This window comes from Kitasatospora phosalacinea (assembly GCF_030268885.1).
Classification (GTDB): Bacteria; Actinomycetota; Actinomycetes; order Streptomycetales; family Streptomycetaceae; genus Kitasatospora; species Kitasatospora phosalacinea_C.
On sequence record NZ_BSSA01000001.1, the window covers coordinates 378,434 to 396,053 of the forward strand.

Genomic DNA, 17,620 nt, shown 5'->3' on the forward strand with positions numbered 1-17,620 from the left:
CCGATGAGCGAGCCCGATCCGACCGAGCCGACCGAGGCCCCCGCCCCGGCCGACCTCAGCGGTGCGTCCGCGGACGGCGAGCCGGCCGACGAGCCGCCGGCCGACCTGTTCGCGCCCCGCACCCCGGTGGACGACCGCTGGTTCGACGACGACGCCGGGCCGGTGGTCCGGCTGTTCTCGATGACCAGGGGACGCGCCCGCCCGGTCGACGACGGCCTCTTCGACCTCATCTCCCTCGTCACCGCCGCGGTGCCGGCCCTGGCCGGCCCCGGCGGCGGCCCCGACCTCGCGCTCGACCCGGAACACCACGCGATCCTCGAACTCTGCCGCGAAGAGCCGCTCAGCGTCGCCGAGCTGGGGTCCTACACCGACCTTCCGGTGAGCGTGGTGCGGGTCCTGCTCGGCGACCTCCACGACGCCGAACTGATCAGCGTCACCCGACCCGTCCAGCTCGCCCACCAACCGGACGAGCGCCTGCTGCGAGACGTGATCAATGGCCTCCGTGCACTCTGACGCACCGTCAACCTCCCCTCTCCGCAAGGCCCCCTGGGGCTCCAGTGCGGTCAAGATCCTGATCGCCGGAGGCTTCGGCGCGGGCAAGACCACCCTGGTCGGCGCGGTCAGCGAGATCCGCCCGCTGCGCACCGAGGAGTCGCTCAGCGAGATCGGCCGGCCGGTCGACGACACCGCCGGGGTGGAGGCCAAGCGCACCACCACCGTCGCCATGGACTTCGGCCGGATCGACCTCAGGCCCGGCCTCGCGCTCTACCTGTTCGGCACCCCCGGCCAGGACCGGTTCTGGTTCGTCTGGGACGAGCTCGCCCGCGGCACCCTCGGCGCCGTCGTGCTCGCCGACACCCGCCGCCTCGCCGACTCCTTCCCCTCGGTCGACTACTTCGAGCAGCGCGGCATCCCGTTCGTGGTCGCCGTCAACTGCTTCGAGGGCACCGAGGTGTACGCCCCCGACGACGTCCGCGCCGCGCTGGACCTGCCGGCCGCGGTGCCGGTGCTGCTGTGCGACGCCCGGCGGCGCGAGGACGGCAAGGAGCTGCTGATCCGGCTGGTCGAGCACGCGGCCGTCCGGGCGGGCGTGCGGCTCTGACGCCCCGGCAGTTCCGCTCCGGACGGTTCCGCCGCCGGTCCTGCCGTCGCTCTGCCCTCGCTCTGCCCTCGTTCTGTCGGTAGTTCTGCCTCCGATATTTTTTCCGTTTCCGCAGGTCGGGGCGGTGGCGTCCGGATCGTGGACGTTTTCTGTCTCGGCCTGCGGATGTGACCCTCCAGTGGGTTGCCTTCCGGGCACCGGGCGTGGAAGTCTCGTACCCGTGCCCGCCGCCGTTCCGCCGCGGGCCGGAGAAACCCAGGGGGAGGAGCCGCACCATGACCGCCACGGTCCGCATCGCCGCCCTCCCCGTGCTCACCGTCCGCCGGTACATCGACCACGGCCGGATCTACAGCGCCTGCTGTCGCTGACGCACCGCCACCCCTCCCCGTACCCGCGTACCCGCCGGGAGGGCGGCGGCTCCGTGCGTCCCCGTCGACCCGCGCTCCGGAGAGCAACCGTGCAGACCCGCACCCTCCTCGAACCCTTCTGGCCCTCGCGCCGGAACCACCACTTCGACCAGACCTGTCGGCGCGCGACCCGCGCCTCCCGGCCCCGGATCTGACCCACCGTCAACCCCCGTGCGCCGGAAGCGCAGACGACGACCACCCACCGACCGTCACGCGCGAAAGAGCCCTCACATGTCGTACGCCACCGCCACCGCCACCGCGACCCCGCACCTGCGCGCGGTCCGCTCCCTGCCCAACCTCGCCCCCGCGACCGCCGCCACCGCCGAGCACCGGCGGGCCGCCGCGCCCCGACCGGTCGTTCCGGCCGCCGCGCCCGTCGCGTCCGTCGCCCCGGCCCCGGAGAGCCTGCTCGCCGGGCTCCAGGACGGCGCCGCCGTGGTCGCCGCCCTCCCGCACTCCGTCCTCCCGCAGGGGCTGCTCGCCCAGCTCGGGGCGGCCAACTCCCCGCTGGTCGGCTACCTGGTGCTGGTGCCCGCCGAGGCCCCGGCCCCCGCCGTGCCCGTCGCGCCCGTCGCCGAGGCCCCGGCCGCCCGGCCGTTCACCCGCCCCGCGGACAGCGGCATCTCCGTCGACCTGGACCGCCGCAACGCGTACGTCGACGGCTCGCTGCTCGACCTCACCTACCTCGAGTTCGAACTCCTCGCCCACCTCACCGAGCACCCGCACCGCGTGCACACCCGCGACCAGCTCGTCCACACCGTCTGGGGCTACGGCCACGTCGGTGACGGCCGCACCGTCGACGTCCACGTCGCCCGCCTGCGCCGCAAGCTCGGCGCGGCCTACCGCGACACGATCGTCACCGTCCGCCGCGTCGGCTACAAGTACGCGCCCGCGGCGTGAGGCCAGGGGCGCGGGTAACTGCGCGCAGCGGAGGATGAACACCGGCAAGGTCGCGACGAGGGTGGTCAGTTGACGCCCCGTCGCGACCTTGCCGTGCGTGGGGGCCGCTCGCGCGGTTCCCCGCGCCCCCGTCGGTGCGCTCCGCGGCTCGTCAGCGCTGGTCCGGGGGCAGCAGCAGGACCGCCAGGGCCCGTGCGCAGGACCGCGCGTGGGCGAGGGCGCGGGGCAGGGCCCCGTCGGTGAGGTGGGCCGGGGTGGAGCGGACGGCGAGGGCGAAGCGGGCGGTGGGGGTCCGGTCGAGGACGGGGACGGCCAGGGTGCGGACGCCGGGGGCGGACTCGCCGTCGTTGAGGGCGTAGCCGCGTTCGCGGGTGAGGGCGAGTTCGGCGTCCAGGGCGGCCGGATCGGTGAGGGTGCGCGGGGTGTGGGCGGGCAGCGGCCCCTGCAGCGGCGGGTCGGTGGGGGAGGGCCAGGTCAGCAGGACCTTGCCGAGGGCCGTGGAGTGCAGCGGGCGGCGCAGGCCGAGGCCGGTGGAGGGCAGGACGGAGCCGCCGACCAGGATGACGGCGTGCGGGCCGGAGCGGATGGCCAGGTCGGCGGTGGCGCCGGTGCGCTGGGCGAGCTGGGCGAGTTCGGGGGCGGCGAGGTGCAGTCCGCGCTGGTGGAAGGTGAGTTGGCCGAGTTCGGCGACGGCCGGGCCGAGCCGGTAGCGGGCGGTGCGCTCGTCCTGGTCGAGGAAGCCGGTGGCGACCAGGGTGCGGGCCAGGCGGTGCGCGGTGGAGACGGACAGGCCCATCCGGCGGGCGAGTTCGGAGGCGCTGAGGTCGGGCCCGTTGTCGTGGAAGCAGTGCAGCAGGCCGAGCGCCCGGTGGACCGCCTGGGCGCCGCCGGGCGGGGCGGGGAGGGTTCCGGGGGCGGGCATCGCGCTTCTCCGGTTCAGCTCGTCGAGGGTCGGCGTCGGTGGTCGACTTCGGTGGTCAACTTCGGTGCTGTTTCCAGGATATGGGAGTGATCGCTGCGGCAGTGTGTCGGCAGTGTTGCGGCTGTCCGACCTGCCGTGAACAGGTGATCCCATCATCTGGCAAGGCTTGCTTCGGCCCCCGGTCAGGTGGAACGCTCGGTCCGTCAGCCGGTTCGAGCAGGAGGGAGTCCACCGTGAAGACGCACCGGTGCCACTCCTCCTGTTGTCGCTGACCCCTTCGCGAACCTCCTTCTCCCGCGCGGCCGTTCCCACCATGTGGCACGGTGCCCGCGCGCCTCCTGCCGATTCCCGGAGCCCCGCCATGAGCACGCCCCCCGTCGCGCCCCCGTACCCCGACACCCTGTGGTTCACCCGCTGCCCCGTGCCGACCGCGACCGGCATCGCCGCCGACCGCGGCTGGCTGGCCGAGGAGTTCGCGGCCGAGGGCATCGCGGTGCGCTCGCTGCAGGACGTCCCGCCGGAGGTCGCCGCCGACCACCACTACACGCACGCGCTGACCGGCCTGTTCCGGGAGGGCGGCAACGTCCCGGCGCTGTGGGCCCGTTCGCGCGGCGAGCGGACCAGGCTGATCGGCCTGACCTGGATCGAGGAGCGCCAGACGGTGCTCGTCCGGGAGGGCAGCGGCATCACCGCCGCCGAGCAGCTGCGCGGTCTGCGGCTCGCGGTGCCCCGGCACCCGATCGCGATCGACTTCTGGCGGGCGATGGCCCTGGCCGGGCACCACGGCGCACTGGCCTCCGCCGGGCTGACCCCGGACGACGTCCGGTGGGTGGACATCGAGGCCGCCCCCGGCGGCGGCCAGTGGGAGGCCGAACTGGCCGCGCTGGCCGAGGGCCGGGTGGACGCCGTGTACGTGAAGGGGGCGCTCGCCGTGGAGGCCGCGCGCCGCCACGGGGCCGTACCCGCCGTGGAGTTGGACGCCCTGGCGGACCGCCGCCACCGGGTGAACAACGGGACGCCCCGCCCGATCACCGTGCACCAGCAACTCCTCGACGATCAGCCCGAGTTGGTGGCGCGCTTCCTGGCGGTGCTGCTGCGCGCCGCCGACTGGGCGGCCGACCGGCCCGAGGACGTGGCCCGGATCCTCGGCGCCGAGACCGGAGCCGGCCCGGAGGGCGTCGCCGGTGCGTACGCGGCGGGCAGCCACCGCACCCTGCACCCGGACCTCTCGGCCGACCGCCTCGAACTCCTCGCCCGGCAGGAGCAGTTCCTGCACGCCCACGGCTTCCTCGCCGACCGGGTCGACGTCCACGCCTGGGCCGACCCCGCCCCGCTGGCCGCCGCCCGCGCCCTGCTCGCCGCCCGCTCCTGACGACCCCCACTGTTGGAGAACCCCATGCGCACCACCGTCCGCCGCCCGCTGCTCGCCGCCACCGCACTGACCGCCGTCGCCGCGCTCGCCCTGACCGCCTGCTCCTCCGCTAAGGAGACCGCGGCCTCCGCCGACGGCAAGGGCGGCGCCGAGGTGGTGCTGCGGGTGCCCGACCCCGGCAACTCCGGCTTCCTCGCCAGGGGCAAGAAGGACGGCTCGCTGGACAAGGCGCTGGCCGCCGTGCACGCCAAGGTGGTGTGGACGGGCAGCGCCGGCCCGTTCGCCCCCGCCGCGCAGGCCCTCAACGCCGACCAGCTGGACGTCGCCCAGGGCTCGATCACCTCGGCCGTCGCCGCGCTCGCCCAGAAGCCCGGCTTCAAGCTGTTCGCGCAGACCGAGCCGGACGAGGCGGGCGAGGGCATCCTGGTGAAGAACGACTCGCCGATCAAGGAGATCAAGGACCTGGTCGGCAGGAAGGTCGCCGTCTCGCAGGGCGGCACCTCCGAGTACCTGCTGCTGAAGGCGCTGGAGAAGAACGGCATCCCGGCCGACCAGGTCCAGCGGGTCTACCTGCGGGCCGACCAGACCTCCGGCGTCTTCAACTCCGGGCAGGTCGACGCCTGGGCGACCTGGGGCACCTTCTCGATCCCCGCCATCGCCAACGCGAACTCCCACTTCCTGGCCAACGGCAAGGCCGTCGGCAGCGACAACTACGCGGTATGGGCGGTGCGTTCGACCTTCGCCGAGAAGCACCCCGAGGTGGTGAAGGCGTTCTACGGCTACCTGCACGAGAACGGCGCCAAGGAGAAGGCCGACCCGGCCGCCTACCTCAACGTGTTCACCGACGCCGGGCCGACCGCCGTCACCCCCGCGGAGAAGGAGATCGCCGTCGAGTTCGGCAAGCAGCGCGCCGTCGACTCCCCGATCACCGACGCCGACGCCGCCCGGTTCGCCGTGGTCGCCAAGTTCTACGCCGACCAGGGCGTCACCAAGACCCTGGTCGACGTCAAGCCCTACCTGATCGACGTCAACTCCCTTCCCGGGAGCGGACAGTGACCACCACCACCGAGGCGGCCCGGGCGGCCGGACTGGTCGCCCCCCGGGCCCGCGCCACCACCGCCCGGCCGCGCGGCCTCTCGCTCGCCCTGCGCGCCCTGGGCCCGATCGCCCTGCTCGCCGCCTGGCAGGTCTCCTCCGCGACCGGCGCGCTCACCCCCGACGTGCTCGCCTCGCCCGGCCAGGTCCTGCAGGCGGTGAAGGAGCTGTGGGGCAACGGGCAGCTCGCCGACGCGCTCTCCACCTCGCTGACCCGGGCCGCCCTCGGCCTGCTGTTCGGCGCCGGCACCGGCCTGGTGCTCGGCGTGGTCACCGGCTTCTTCCGGCTCGGCGAGGAACTGCTCGACTCCGCGGTCCAGGTCCTGCGCACCGTCCCGTTCCTGGCGCTGGTACCGCTGTTCATGGTCTGGTTCGGCATCACCGAGACGGCGAAGATCGCGCTGATCGGCGTGGCCACCTCCTTCCCGATGTACGTCTCCGCCTCCGGGGGCGTCCGCAACACCGACCGCAAGCTCGTCGAGGCGATGCGCAGCTTCGGCCTCTCCCGCTGGGCGGTGGTCCGCGAGGTCGTGCTGCCCGGCGCGCTGCCCGCCCTGCTCTCCGGGCTGCGGCTGTCGATGACGCTCAGCGTGATCGCGCTGATCGCCGCCGAGGAGATCAACTCCACCGAGGGGATCGGCTACCTGATGGCCCAGGCGCAGAACTTCTCCCGCACCGACGTGCTCGCCGTCTGCATCCTGATCTACGGCCTGCTCGGCCTGGCCGCCGACGGCGCGGTCCGCGTCCTGGAACGCGTCCTGATGCCCTGGCGGCCCGTCACCGGACGGCAGGTGGCCGGACGATGAGCACCCCCGCCACCACCGCCCCCGCCACCACCGCCCCCGCGGTCCACCTGCGCGGCCTGCGCCGGGTGTTCGGCACCCGCGCCGTCCTGGACGGCATCGACCTGGACATCGCCCGCGGCGAGTTCCTCGCCCTGCTCGGCGCCTCCGGCACCGGCAAGACCACCCTGCTGCGGATCCTCGGCGCCCTCGACCGCGCCGACCAGGGCACCGTCCTCGTCCCGCCCTCGCGGACCGTGGTCTTCCAGGAACCCCGGCTGATCCCGTCCAAGCGCGTCCTCGGCAACGTCACCGTCGGCCTGCCGCGCGGTGCCGCCACCCGGGAGACCGGCCGCCGGGCGCTGGCCGAGGTCGGCCTCGCCGACCACGCCGACGCCTGGCCCGGCACCCTCTCCGGCGGCGAGGCCCAGCGCGCCGCCCTGGCCCGCGCCCTCGTCCGGGAGCCCGAACTCCTGCTGCTGGACGAGCCGTTCGCCGCCCTGGACGCCCTCACCCGGCTGCGCATGCAGGACCTGGTCGGCGAACTGTGCCGCAAGCACCGGCCCGCCGTCCTGCTGGTCACCCACGACGTGGACGAGGCGATCCGGCTCGCCGACCGGGTCGCCGTGCTGCGCGACGGCGCGCTGGTCCGCGACGAGACCGTCACCGTCGAACGTCCCCGGGACGCCGCCGACCCCGAGTTCGCCGCACTGCGCCGCCGCCTGCTCGCCGACCTCGGCGTGCACCGGGACTCCGCACCACAGCACGTCAACTAGCCACCCCTGAAAGGAAAGCGACCGCCATGACCGTCACCGTCGGTGTGCACCGCTCCAACCCCTCCCTCTACCACCTGGCCCGACTCGACTACCTGCAGCAGGAGTTGGCCCCGCTCGGCGAGAGCGCCGAGTTCCACCACTACACGGACGGCACCAAGACCGGCCCCTACCTGGCCGACGGCACCATCGACTTCGGCGGCACCGGCTCCACCCCGCCGATCACCGCCCAGGCCGCGGGCCACGACATCGTCTACACCGCCGTCTCCGCGCCCCGCCCCGACCACGGCGCGCTGCTGGTCGCCGCCGACGGGCCGGTGCACTCGATCGCCGACCTCAAGGGCACCACCGTGGTGCTCGGCATCGGCTCCTGGCAGACCCACCTGCTCGCCAAGGCCCTGGACCGGCACGGCCTCTCCTACCGCGACGACATCACCGCCGAACGCCCCGCCGGGGACGAGGCCGAGCGGCTGCGCAGCGGCGCCATCGCCGGCTGGATCGCCCAGGGCGCCGAACTCGCCGCCGCCCGCCGCACCGGCGAGTTCCGCGAACTGGTCCGCACCGGCGACGTCATCACCGACCGCTCGGTGTTCTTCACCCGCCGCGAACTCGCCGTCCAGCGGCCCGAGGTGGTCGCCGCCATCGTCACCGCCCTGCAGCGCGCCGACCACTGGGCCGCCGCCCACCCGGCCGAGGCCGCCGCCATCGCCGCCGAGGACCAGGGCGGCGAGGCCGCCGACTGGCACACCGCGCTGGCCGCCCTGCCCTGGCAACTGGAGCCCGCCACCGCCGAGTTCGTCGCCGAGCAGCAGGAAGCCGCCGACATCTTCCACCGGGTCGGCTTCATCGACCGCGCCGTCACCGTCGCCGACATCCACCTGCCCGAGCTGGAGCAGCCGGTCGCCGCCGCCATCTCCCGCGCCAGCAAGGAAGCCTGAGCACCATGGCCACCGAAGTCCTCTGGTACCTGATCCCCCGCGAGGGCCACTACCCCTGGGAGCCCGAGGGCCGCCGCCCGGTCGACCTCGGCTACCTCCAGCACCTCGCCGCCACCGTGGAGCGGCTCGGCTACACCGGCGCGCTGCTCGCCACCGACCAGTACGACGTGTGGACGCTCGGCTCCGCACTGGCCGCCGCCACCGGCCCCGGCTTCCAGCCCCTGCTGGCCGTCCACCCCGGCCTGGTCTCGCCCACCCTGCTGGCCAAGATGGCGCTCTCCTTCGAGCACCTGCACGGCCCCGGCCGACTCCGCTTCAACGTGGTCAACGGCTCCACCAACCAGCTGCGCGAGTACGGCCTGCACGTCGAGCACGACGACCGCTACCGGCTGTCCGCCGAGTACTGGAGCCTGGTCAAGCGCCTCACCAGCGGCGAGGTCTTCGACCACGAGGGCGAGTTCTACCAGCTGAAGAACGCCGGGGCCTCGCTGCGCGACCTGCCGCCGCTGCGCGAGGGCCACATCCCGCTCTGGTTCGGCGGCTCCTCCCCGGCGGGCATCGAGGTCGCCGCCGAGCACGTCGACGTCTACCTCACCTGGGGCGAACCCCCGCACCTGCTCAAGGAGAAGCTGGAGCGCGTCCGCGAACGCGCCGCCGCCCACGGCCGCACCCTGCGGCTCGGGCTGCGCCTGCACCTGATCGTCCGCGACACCGAGGAGCAGGCCTGGGCCGCCGCCGACCGCCTCCTCGACGTCACCAGCGAGGCCACCTACGCCCGCCAGCTCGGCGGCCGGGCCGAGGAGGACGGCATCGGCTGGCAGCGCCAGTTCCGCCAGCACGGCGGCCGCGTACCGGCCCGCGCACGGGAGTTGGAGACCCACCCCAACCTGTGGCCCGGGATGAGCCTGTTCCGTCCCGGCCCCGGCACCGCGGTGGTCGGCTCCACCGACCAGGTCGTCGAACGGCTGCGCGAGTTCCAGGAGTTGGGCGTGGACACCTTCATCCTCTCCGGCAACCCGCTGCTGGAGGAGGCGTACCGGGTCGCCGAGACCGTCCTGCCGAAGCTGCACCCCTGACGCCCCGGGACCGGGCGGGCGGCCGAACCCTCCCCGGCCGCCCGCCCGTTCCCGGCTGCTACCGCGTCACTTGCTGAGCCGGTCGATCTCCGCCAGCTCCTCCGCGGACAGCGGACCGGCCGCCAGCGCGTCCAGGTTCTGGTCCAGCTGCTGCACGCTCGACGCGCCGATGATCACCGACACCACCCGCTCGTCCCGCAGCACCCAGGACAGCGCCAGCTGCGCCAGGCTCTGCCCGCGGCCCTCCGCGACCTTCGCCAGCGCCCGCAGCTGCTCCAGCTTCGCCTCCGTCAGCGCCTCCTCCTTCAGGAAGTGGCCCACCGACATCCGCGAACCCGCCGGGACACCGCCCGACAGGTAGCGGTCGGTCAACAGGCCCTGCGCCAGCGGCGAGTAGGCGATCAGCGCGGTCTGCGTCTCGCCCACCGCGTCCAGCAGCCCCTGCTCCGGCTCCCGGTTCAGGATCGAGTAGCTCGCCTGGTTCAGCAGGCACGGCGTGCCCAGCTCGCGCAGGATCGCCACCGCCTCCCGGTGCTGCTCCGCCGGGTAGTTGGAGATCGCCGCGTACAGCGCGCGGCCCGAGCGCACCGCCGTGTCCAGCGCGCCCATCGTCTCCTCCAGCGGGGTGGTCGGGTCCCACCGGTGCGAGTAGAAGACGTCGACGTAGTCCAGGCCCATCCGGCTCAGCGACTGGTCCAGGCTGGCCAGCAGGTACTTGCGGCTGCCGCCGTCCCCGTACGGGCCCGGCCACATGTCCCAGCCCGCCTTCGAGGCGATGAACAGCTCGTCCCGGAACGGGCGGAAGTCCTGGGCGAACAGGTAGCCGAAGTTGCGCTCCGCGCTGCCGTACGGCGGGCCGTAGTTGTTCGCCAGGTCGAAGTGCGTCACCCCCCGGTCGAAGGCCCGGCGCAGCACCGCGCGCTGCACCTCCAGCGGCTGGGTGTCACCGAAGTTGTGCCACAGGCCGAGCGAGACGGCGGGCAGCTGCACGCCGCTGCGTCCGGCGCGGCGGAAGGACATCGAGGCGTAGCGGTCTTCTGCGGGGAGGAAGCTCATGACCAGCATCCTGCCAGGTGGGGCCCGCCGACGGGACCAACGGCCCTGCCCGCGGACCCCGCCCCGACGTACCCTGGCCGGACGGGCGCAGCAGCGCGACACCAGCCGTGACAGCAGGTGACGGAGCGGGGCGGCGACCGTAGCGGACAGCACGAGAGGACACCGCCGTGGCACTGCCGGACATCACCAGCCGGACCGACCTGGAGCGGGCCCTCCGGCTCTTCTACCGCGCCGCCTTCGCCGACCCGCTGATCGGCCCGCACTTCACCGAGGTCGCCCGCCTCGACCTGGAGGCCCACCTCCCCCGGATCACCGACTTCTGGGAGAGCGCCCTGCTGCGCACCGCCTCCTACCGCGGCAACGCGCTCGCCCCGCACGCCGCGCTGCACGCCGCCGCCCCGCTCACCGCCGCCCACTTCGGGCGCTGGGTCCAGCTCTGGCGCGCCACCCTCGACGGCCGCCACGCCGGGCCCGTCACCGAACGCGCCAAGGCCCAGTCCCAGCGCATCGCCGTCGCCATGCTGCGCCGCCTCGGCGACGGCGGCACCGGCGGCGGCACCGGCGGCTTCGTCCCGCTCAGCGCCGTCCGCCTGGCCTCCGGCAGCGCCGTCGGCTGACCGTCGGCGCCGGGACCGCGGCCGGGGGCGGCCTCACTCGTCCAGGTAGTCGTACTCCGGCGGGGCCGGTACGCACAGCAGCTCGCCGCGGCGCAGCCGCCACTCCGTCGCGCCGTCCACCTCGTGGCTGACCCGGAACAGGCCGCGCACCCGGTCGTCCTGGTCGACCGCCGGGAGGGCCGCGACCCGCTCCAGCACCTCCCGGACCCGGTCCTCGTACCCGGCGCGCCCGTCGGCGGCGAAGAACGCCACCCTGCCCCACATCGGCTGTTCGGTCGGGAAGGTCCACCCGCCCCGGTAGTCGCGTTCCCCGGCCCGTTCCGCCGCGGCGATCCCCCGGAGCAGCCGCAGCTGCTCGTCCTCGCAGCAGTCCACCCAGCCGCAGATCGACACGTAGGTTCCCACAGGGCCAGGCTGGCAGTGCCGCGCCCGGTGCGTCCAACGGTTTGCGGTCCGCTTGGAATCCACTTGGAACGCAGGTGGGCGGCGGTTGCGCGCGGGCATCGCATAGGCTCGACCCCACGATGGTGCGGATCACTGTGCTCGGGACGCTGACGGCGCACGTGGCGGGGGCCGCCACCCGGTTGGGAGGCCCGCGCCAGCGCGGCGTGCTCGCCCAGCTCCTGGTCGCCCGCGGGGCGGCCGTCCCCGCCGACCGGCTCATCGAGGACCTGTGGGACGGCCGCCCGCCCGCCAAGGCCGCGACCTCCCTCCAGGCGTACGTCTCCAACCTGCGCCGCCTGCTGGAGCCCGGACGCGGCCCCCGGCAGGAGGCCCGCCTGCTGGTCAGCGAGGCGGGCGGTTACGCGCTGCGCGGCGTCCGCACCGACGCGCAGGAGTTCGAGGACCTCCTCGCCGACCCGCACCCGGAGGGCTCGGAGCGGCTGCGGCAGGCGCTCGGCCTCTGGCAGGGCCCGGCGTACGGCGAGTTCGCCGACCGTCCCTGGGCCGCCCCCGAGGTCGCCCGGCTGGAGGAACTCCGCACCGCCGCACGGGAGTCCGCCGTCGAGGCCGACCTCGCCGCCGGAGACGCCCGCACCGCCGCCCGGGACGCCGCCGCCCTGGTCGAGGACCACCCCCTGCGCGAGGAGGCCTGGCGGCTGCTCGTCCTCGCCCTCTGGCACGGTGGCCGCCAGGCCGAGGCGCTGGCCGCCGTCCGCCGCGCCCGCGGCTACTTCGCCGCCGAACTCGGCCTCGACCCCGGCCCGCTGCTCACCGCCGTCGAATCCGCGATCCTGCAGCAGCGCACCGAGGAGCTGGCCCCCCGCCGCACCCCGCCCCGGCCGACGGGCGCCACCGGCGGGGGAGCGGCGGACACCACCGGCGGGCCGCCCGGGCGCCGGGGCCGGAACGCGCCCCGGGACGCCGGAGACCCGGCGGGCCCCGCCGCCGGTGCCGCTCCGCCGCCCGGGAGGTCCGCGCCCCGGGACGGCGAGGTCGCCGGGGCGGTGTCGCCGCCCGTCGGGGCCGGTGCTGTCGCGGCCGGGGCCCGGGTGCCCGGCGGGGCGGCCGACCCCGCGTCCCCGGACGCCGCCCCCTCCGCCCCCGCCGGGTCCGTACTCCCGCTGGTCGGCCGCCCCGGCGCCGGGCGGGTGCAGGTGTTCGTGGGGCGGCAGGACGAGCTGGCGGCGCTGTCGGGAGCGGCCGGCCGGGCGCGGGGCGGGGCCGGGTTCGCGTTGGTGAGCGGGGAGGCGGGGGCCGGGAAGTCGACCCTGCTGGGGCGGTTGCGGGAGCAGCTGGGCGCCGGGGGCTGGCGGGTGGTGACCGGGCGGTGCCCGGAGAGCGCGGGGGCCCCGGCGGCCTGGGCGTGGACGGAGGCGCTGCGCGACCTCGCCCGGTACGAGCCCGCCGTCGCGGCCGATCCGCTGCTGGCCCCGCTGCTCGCCGACCCGGAACTGACCGACCGTCAGGAGGCCGGGTGGGGCCGGTTCCGGATGCACCGCGCGGTGGTCGCCCGGCTGCACGCCGCCGCCCGGACGGCACCGCTCGCCGTCCTGCTGGACGACCTGCACGCCGCCGACCCGGAAACCCGGGAGCTGCTGGGCGAGTTGGCCGCCGACCAGTCCGTGCCGGAGGCGTCCGGCGGACTGCTGGTGGTGGCCGCGCTGCGCCCGGGCGAGGGCGAACTCGCCGACGTGCTGGCCAAGTTGGCCCGGAGGTCGCCGCTCAGGATGCCGCTCGGCGGGCTCGCCGAACCCGAGGCCGGGCAGCTGATCGAGGCGGTGTGCGCCGCCCCGGTGCGGCCGGAGACCGTCCGGGCGCTGGCCGAGCGGACCGGCGGCAACCCGTTCTACCTCGCCGAGAGCGCCCAACTCCTCGCGCTGGGCGACGAGTCGACGGCCCTGCGGCAGGTCCCGCAGGGCGTCCGGGAGGTGCTGCGCCGCCGCTTCGAGCGGCTGCCCGCGCCCGCCGTCGACCTGCTGCGGCTGGCTGCCGTCGCGGGCCGGGAGAGCGAGGTCGACCTGCTGCTGCGGGCCGGGGAGCAGGACGAGGACACCGCCACCGAGGCGGTCGAGGCGGCCGTCGCGGGCGGCCTGCTGCTCGAACCCCGGCCCGGCACCGTCCGGTTCGCCCACGTGCTGGTCCGCGACACCCTGTACGCGGACCTCGGCGGACTGCGCCGAGCCCGGCTGCACGGCCGGATCGGGCACGCCCTGCGCGACCTGCGCCCCGGCGAACTCACCGCGCTGGCCCACCACTTCACCCAGGCCGCGACCACCGCCACGGCCGCCCTCGCGGTCGACCACTGCGTCCGCGCCGCCGAGGACGCCGAACGGCGCTACGCCCACGCCAGCGCCGTCAACCTGCTCCGGCAGGCCGTCGACAACCTGGAGCGCGCCGCCGAACAGCCAGGCGAGGACCGGCCCGCCCGCCGGATCGAGCTGCTCGGCGCCCTGCTGCGCGCCCAGGTCCGGGCCGGGCAGGTCACCGCCGCCACCCGCACCAAGGCCCGCGCGCTCCGACTCGCCCGGGAGAGCGGCCGGGAGGAACTCCTGGTCGCCGCCTGGACGGCCTGGACCGAACCCACCCCGTGGGTCACCCACCCGTACGGCGCCCTCGACCAGGAGGCCGTCGACCAGCTGACCCGGCTGCTGCGCCGCACCGACCTGCCGCCCGCCACCCGCTGCCGACTGCTCGACGCGCTGACCCAGGAACTCGACTGCGCGGGCTCGACCGAGGCGATCGCCGCCGGGCGGGAGGCCGTCGCGATCGCCCGTGCCGAGGGCGACCCGCGGCTGCTGTGCCTGGCCCTCGCCGCCGAGGCCCGGGCCTGCGACCACGAGCTGGCGCCCGTCGACCGGGCCGAGCTGGCCGCCGAACTCGCCGCCCTCGCCGCCGAGCACGACCTGCCCGCCTACCGCTGGCACGCCGAGCACCTGGCCGCCACCGCCGCCGCCGTGCGCGCCGACCTGCCCGCGCTGCGCCGCCACATGGCGGCCGGGGAGGAGATCGCCCGCCGCTACGGGCTGGCCGAGTTCGTCGACGTGGTGCTGTTCCAGCGCGGCATGCTGGAGCTCGCCGCCGACCGCGTCGAGGAGGCCGTCGCCCTCTACGAGCAGGCCCTGACCGGCCTGCGCGAACGCGGCTCGCTGCACGCGGACGGCCTGGGCGCGCTGATCCGGATCGTGGTCGCGCACCGGCAGGGCCGCCTCGGCGAGATGCTGCCGCTGATCCGGGAGCACCACGCCCAGTACGGGCCGCTGATCGCCGACGTCACCGCGCTCGCCCTGCACGCCGCCGGGCACGACCCGGCGGAGGTCCGGCGGGCCCGCGGCGAGTACCAGGGCATCCAGGCCGACTACTTCCGCTCGCTGTTCCTGCAACTGCGCGCCGACCTGGTCATCGCCCTGGACGAGACCGAGGAGGCCGCCCGGCTCCTGGAGCAGATGCGCCCGTTGGCGCACCTGGTGGCCGGTGCGGCCTCCACCTCGGTGGCGATCCGCCCGGTGGCCCTCACCCTCGGCGAACTCGCCCGTCACCTCGGCCGCACCGACGAGGCCGCCGGACACTTCCGGCAGGCCGCCGAGGTCGCCCGCCGCTGGGAGGCCCCCGGCTGGGAGGCCGAGGCCCGCGCCGCCCTGGCCGCCCTCGGAGCCGGACACCCGCCGTCCTGACCCCGCTCCCGCCTTCCGCCCCCGTCGTCCTGACCCCGCCCCGTCGTCCTGACCCCGCCCCGCCGTCCTGGCCCCGCCCCGTCGTCCTGGCCCCGCCCGCCGTCCTGGCCCCGCCTCGTGGTCCTGGCCCCGCCCGCCGTTCCGTCTCCCGCCGTTCCGGTCCCTGCCGCGCCGCCCGGGCCCGGGCTCGGAGCGGGCCGCCAAGTGGGCTCCAAGAGCCGTCTCCCACACTGGGGTTCGACATCGGATCGACCGCTGCACGGAAGGCTTCTGCAATGTCCACACTCCTCGGCCGCCTCGGCGGGGCCGCGGCGGCCCGGCCCTGGCGCACCGTCGCGGCCTGGGTGCTGCTGATCGTCGCCGTCCTCGGCCTGGCGCAGGCGTTCGGCGGCGAGCCGCGCGACAACTACCGCATCCCCGGCACCCCGTCCACCGCGGGCATGGACCTGCTGAACGCGCGCTTCCCGGAGACCTCCGGCACCAGCGCCCGGGTGGTGGTCCACGACCGCGGGGGCCGGGCACTGCCCGCCGAGGCGCTGGCCGCGCTGCGCGGGAGCCTGGCGAAGGTGCCGCACGCGCTGTCGGTGAGCGAGCCGATACCCTCCCGGACCGGGGACACCGCGCTGCTGACGGTCGGGTACGACGTCAAGGTGACCGCGATCAAGCGGGTCGAGGGGATGGACGCGCTGCAGGCCGCCACCCGGGCCGCCACCGACGCCGGGTACCAGGTCGAGTTCGGCGGCGAGCTGCCGGAGCACTTCAGCGCCCCGAACGGGACGGCCGAGGCGATCGGCATGGGCGCCGCGCTGGTGATCCTGGTGGTCTCGCTGGGCTCGGTCGTCGCGGCCGGCCTGCCGCTGCTGGTCGCGCTGGCCGGGCTCGGCGCCGGGACGGGGCTGATCACCCTGATGTCGGCCGTCACCGACATCAGCGGGATCGCGCCGACGGTGGCCTCGATGGTCGGCCTGGGCGTGGGCATCGACTACGCGCTGCTGCTGGTCTCCCGGCACGTGGAGGGGCTGCGCCGGGGCCTGGACGCCCGGGCCGCCGCGGCCGAGGCGAACGCCACCGCGGGCGCCTCGGTGGTGGTCGCCGGGGCGACGGTGCTGGTGTCGCTGCTCGGCCTGAAGCTGGCGGGCCTGTCCACCTACGCCTCGTTCGGCTACGCGACCTTCGCCACCGTCGGCGCCGTGATGGCGGCCGCCCTGACCCTGGTGCCCGCACTGGCTGCGCTCTCCGGCCCGCGCCTGCTGCGCCGCGCCGAACGCCGTGCGGCCGCCGCACCCGCAGCCCCCGAGCGCGCACGGGTGCCCGCCGCGACCCGCACCGAGCGCTGGGCCCGGCTGGTGGGCCGCCGCCCGGTCGCCGCCGCGGTGCTCTCGCTGGTGGTGCTGCTGGGCCTGGCGGCCCCGGTGCTGGGCATGCGGACCTGGCCGCAGGACGCGGGCAGCCAGGCGTCCGGCAACACCACCCGCAAGGCGTACGACCTGGTCGCCGAGGCGTACGGCCCCGGCGCGAACGGGCCGCTGCTGCTGGCGGTCGACCTGGACCGGCTACCGAAGTCCGAACTCCCGTCGCTGGTGCAGAAGTTGGCGGCCGATCCGGGGATCGCCGCGGTGCAGCCGGCCCGGGTCAACGCGGCGGGCGACGCCGCCGTGATCAGCGTCCAGCCCCGCACCGGCCCGCAGGACGCGGCCACCGCGAAGCTGCTGAAGCGGCTGCGCGCGGCCGAACTCCCGGCCGGGGTGCAGGTCACCGGCCAGGTCGCGGCCTTCTCCGACATCTCCGACCGGCTCTCGCAGCGGCTGTGGGTGGTCGTCCCGTTCGTGGTGGTGCTCTCGCTGATCCTGCTGACGGTGCTGTTCCGGGCACCGGTGATCGCGGTGAAGGCCGCGCTGATGAACCTGCTGTCGGTGGCGGCCGCGTACGGGGTGATGACGGCGGTCTTCCAGCACGACGCGGGCGCGCGGCTGATGGGGCTGCCGCACGCGGTGCCGGTCTCCAGCTGGGTGCCGATCCTGATGTTCACCGTCCTGTTCGGCCTGTCGATGGACTACGAGGTGTTCCTGCTCTCCCGGGTCCGCGAGGACTGGCTGGCCACCGGCGACCCGCGCGGCAGCGTGGTGCGCGGCCTGTCCTCCACCGGGCGGGTGATCAGCAGCGCGGCGGCGATCATGGTGGCGGTGTTCACCGGCTTCGCGATCGACCCCGACATCACGGTCAAGATGATCGGCGTGGGCATGGCCGCGGCCGTCCTGGTCGACGCCACCGTGGTCCGGATGGTCCTGGTGCCCGCCACCATGACCCTGCTCGGCCGCCACAACTGGTGGCTGCCCCGCTGGCTGGACCGCCTGCTCCCGCAGCTGCGGATCGAGCACGGCGCCGCCCCCGCCGCCCCCGCCCGGCAGCCGGTCGAGGTCTGACCCCGCCCGCGCCGCTCCCGCTCCCCGGGCCCCGCCGTGCGT

15 protein-coding genes are annotated in these 17,620 nt (G+C 75.5%); 12 read left to right on the plus strand and 3 right to left on the minus strand.

What is annotated here, in order from left to right; all coding sequences use genetic code 11:
* Nucleotides 1-3: 3 nt before the first annotated feature.
* The 3 genes from QSK52_RS01600 (at nucleotide 4) to QSK52_RS01610 (ending at nucleotide 2,409) form a co-directional block, all read left to right on the plus strand.
* Entirely contained in the window at nucleotides 4-513 is a 510-nt protein-coding gene (locus QSK52_RS01600) for a DUF742 domain-containing protein (RefSeq protein WP_352230253.1), read from the plus strand.
* A complete protein-coding gene (locus tag QSK52_RS01605) occupies nucleotides 494-1,102 on the plus strand; it encodes a GTP-binding protein (RefSeq protein ID WP_285732609.1) in 609 nt (202 codons plus the stop codon). The genes QSK52_RS01600 and QSK52_RS01605 overlap by 20 nt, the downstream gene beginning before the upstream one ends.
* A 638-nt stretch (nucleotides 1,103-1,740) precedes the next feature.
* Complete coding sequence (locus QSK52_RS01610; protein ID WP_285732611.1) at nucleotides 1,741-2,409, plus strand: winged helix-turn-helix domain-containing protein; 669 nt, start codon at nucleotides 1,741-1,743, stop codon at nucleotides 2,407-2,409.
* 151 nt (nucleotides 2,410-2,560) lie between these two features.
* On the opposite strand, the gene QSK52_RS01615 is transcribed toward QSK52_RS01610, so the two are convergent.
* The gene (locus QSK52_RS01615) at nucleotides 2,561-3,331 is read right to left on the minus strand and encodes an IclR family transcriptional regulator (RefSeq protein WP_285732613.1); all 771 of its coding nucleotides are present in this window, start codon (nucleotides 3,329-3,331) and stop codon (nucleotides 2,561-2,563) included.
* Between the two features lie 361 nt (nucleotides 3,332-3,692).
* Here QSK52_RS01615 and QSK52_RS01620 point away from each other — a divergent pair, with 361 nt between their 5' ends.
* From QSK52_RS01620 to QSK52_RS01645, 6 genes are read left to right on the plus strand one after another with little or no spacing between them, the layout of a single operon-like run.
* Nucleotides 3,693-4,703 (plus strand): ABC transporter substrate-binding protein, encoded by a 1,011-nt coding sequence (locus QSK52_RS01620; RefSeq protein ID WP_285732615.1) that lies wholly within the window; start codon nucleotides 3,693-3,695, stop codon nucleotides 4,701-4,703.
* A 24-nt stretch (nucleotides 4,704-4,727) separates the two neighbouring features.
* A complete protein-coding gene (locus QSK52_RS01625; RefSeq protein ID WP_285732618.1) occupies nucleotides 4,728-5,759 on the plus strand; it encodes an NrtA/SsuA/CpmA family ABC transporter substrate-binding protein in 1,032 nt (343 codons plus the stop codon).
* A complete protein-coding gene (locus tag QSK52_RS01630) occupies nucleotides 5,756-6,604 on the plus strand; it encodes an ABC transporter permease (RefSeq protein ID WP_285732619.1) in 849 nt (282 codons plus the stop codon). The genes QSK52_RS01625 and QSK52_RS01630 overlap by 4 nt, the downstream gene beginning before the upstream one ends.
* Entirely contained in the window at nucleotides 6,601-7,356 is a 756-nt protein-coding gene (locus QSK52_RS01635) for an ABC transporter ATP-binding protein (RefSeq protein ID WP_285732621.1), read from the plus strand. The genes QSK52_RS01630 and QSK52_RS01635 overlap by 4 nt, the downstream gene beginning before the upstream one ends.
* A 26-nt stretch (nucleotides 7,357-7,382) precedes the next feature.
* Nucleotides 7,383-8,291, plus strand: a complete 909-nt coding sequence (locus QSK52_RS01640; RefSeq protein WP_285732623.1) for an ABC transporter substrate-binding protein — start codon at nucleotides 7,383-7,385, stop codon at nucleotides 8,289-8,291.
* A 5-nt stretch (nucleotides 8,292-8,296) separates the two neighbouring features.
* Nucleotides 8,297-9,367: an LLM class flavin-dependent oxidoreductase gene (locus tag QSK52_RS01645; protein WP_285732625.1), complete on the plus strand. Its 1,071-nt coding sequence runs from the start codon at nucleotides 8,297-8,299 to the stop codon at nucleotides 9,365-9,367.
* 66 nt (nucleotides 9,368-9,433) lie between these two features.
* Here the strand turns inward: QSK52_RS01645 and QSK52_RS01650 are convergent, their stop codons facing one another.
* Nucleotides 9,434-10,423, minus strand: coding sequence for an aldo/keto reductase (locus tag QSK52_RS01650; protein ID WP_285732627.1), 990 nt, complete (start codon nucleotides 10,421-10,423; stop codon nucleotides 9,434-9,436).
* 167 nt (nucleotides 10,424-10,590) lie between these two features.
* Here QSK52_RS01650 and QSK52_RS01655 point away from each other — a divergent pair, with 167 nt between their 5' ends.
* Nucleotides 10,591-11,040, plus strand: coding sequence for a group III truncated hemoglobin (locus QSK52_RS01655; protein ID WP_285732629.1), 450 nt, complete (start codon nucleotides 10,591-10,593; stop codon nucleotides 11,038-11,040).
* A gap of 33 nt (nucleotides 11,041-11,073) precedes the next feature.
* Here QSK52_RS01655 and QSK52_RS01660 read toward each other — a convergent pair whose 3' ends face one another.
* Entirely contained in the window at nucleotides 11,074-11,445 is a 372-nt protein-coding gene (locus QSK52_RS01660; RefSeq protein ID WP_285732636.1) for a hypothetical protein, read from the minus strand.
* Nucleotides 11,446-11,564: 119 nt separating this feature from the next.
* Here QSK52_RS01660 and QSK52_RS01665 point away from each other — a divergent pair, with 119 nt between their 5' ends.
* Both QSK52_RS01665 and QSK52_RS01670 read left to right on the plus strand, forming a co-directional pair.
* Nucleotides 11,565-15,155, plus strand: coding sequence for a BTAD domain-containing putative transcriptional regulator (locus tag QSK52_RS01665; RefSeq protein ID WP_285732638.1), 3,591 nt, complete (start codon nucleotides 11,565-11,567; stop codon nucleotides 15,153-15,155).
* Nucleotides 15,156-15,430: 275 nt separating this feature from the next.
* A complete protein-coding gene (locus QSK52_RS01670) occupies nucleotides 15,431-17,578 on the plus strand; it encodes an MMPL family transporter (protein WP_285732640.1) in 2,148 nt (715 codons plus the stop codon).
* The last annotated feature ends 42 nt before the right edge of the window (nucleotides 17,579-17,620 follow it).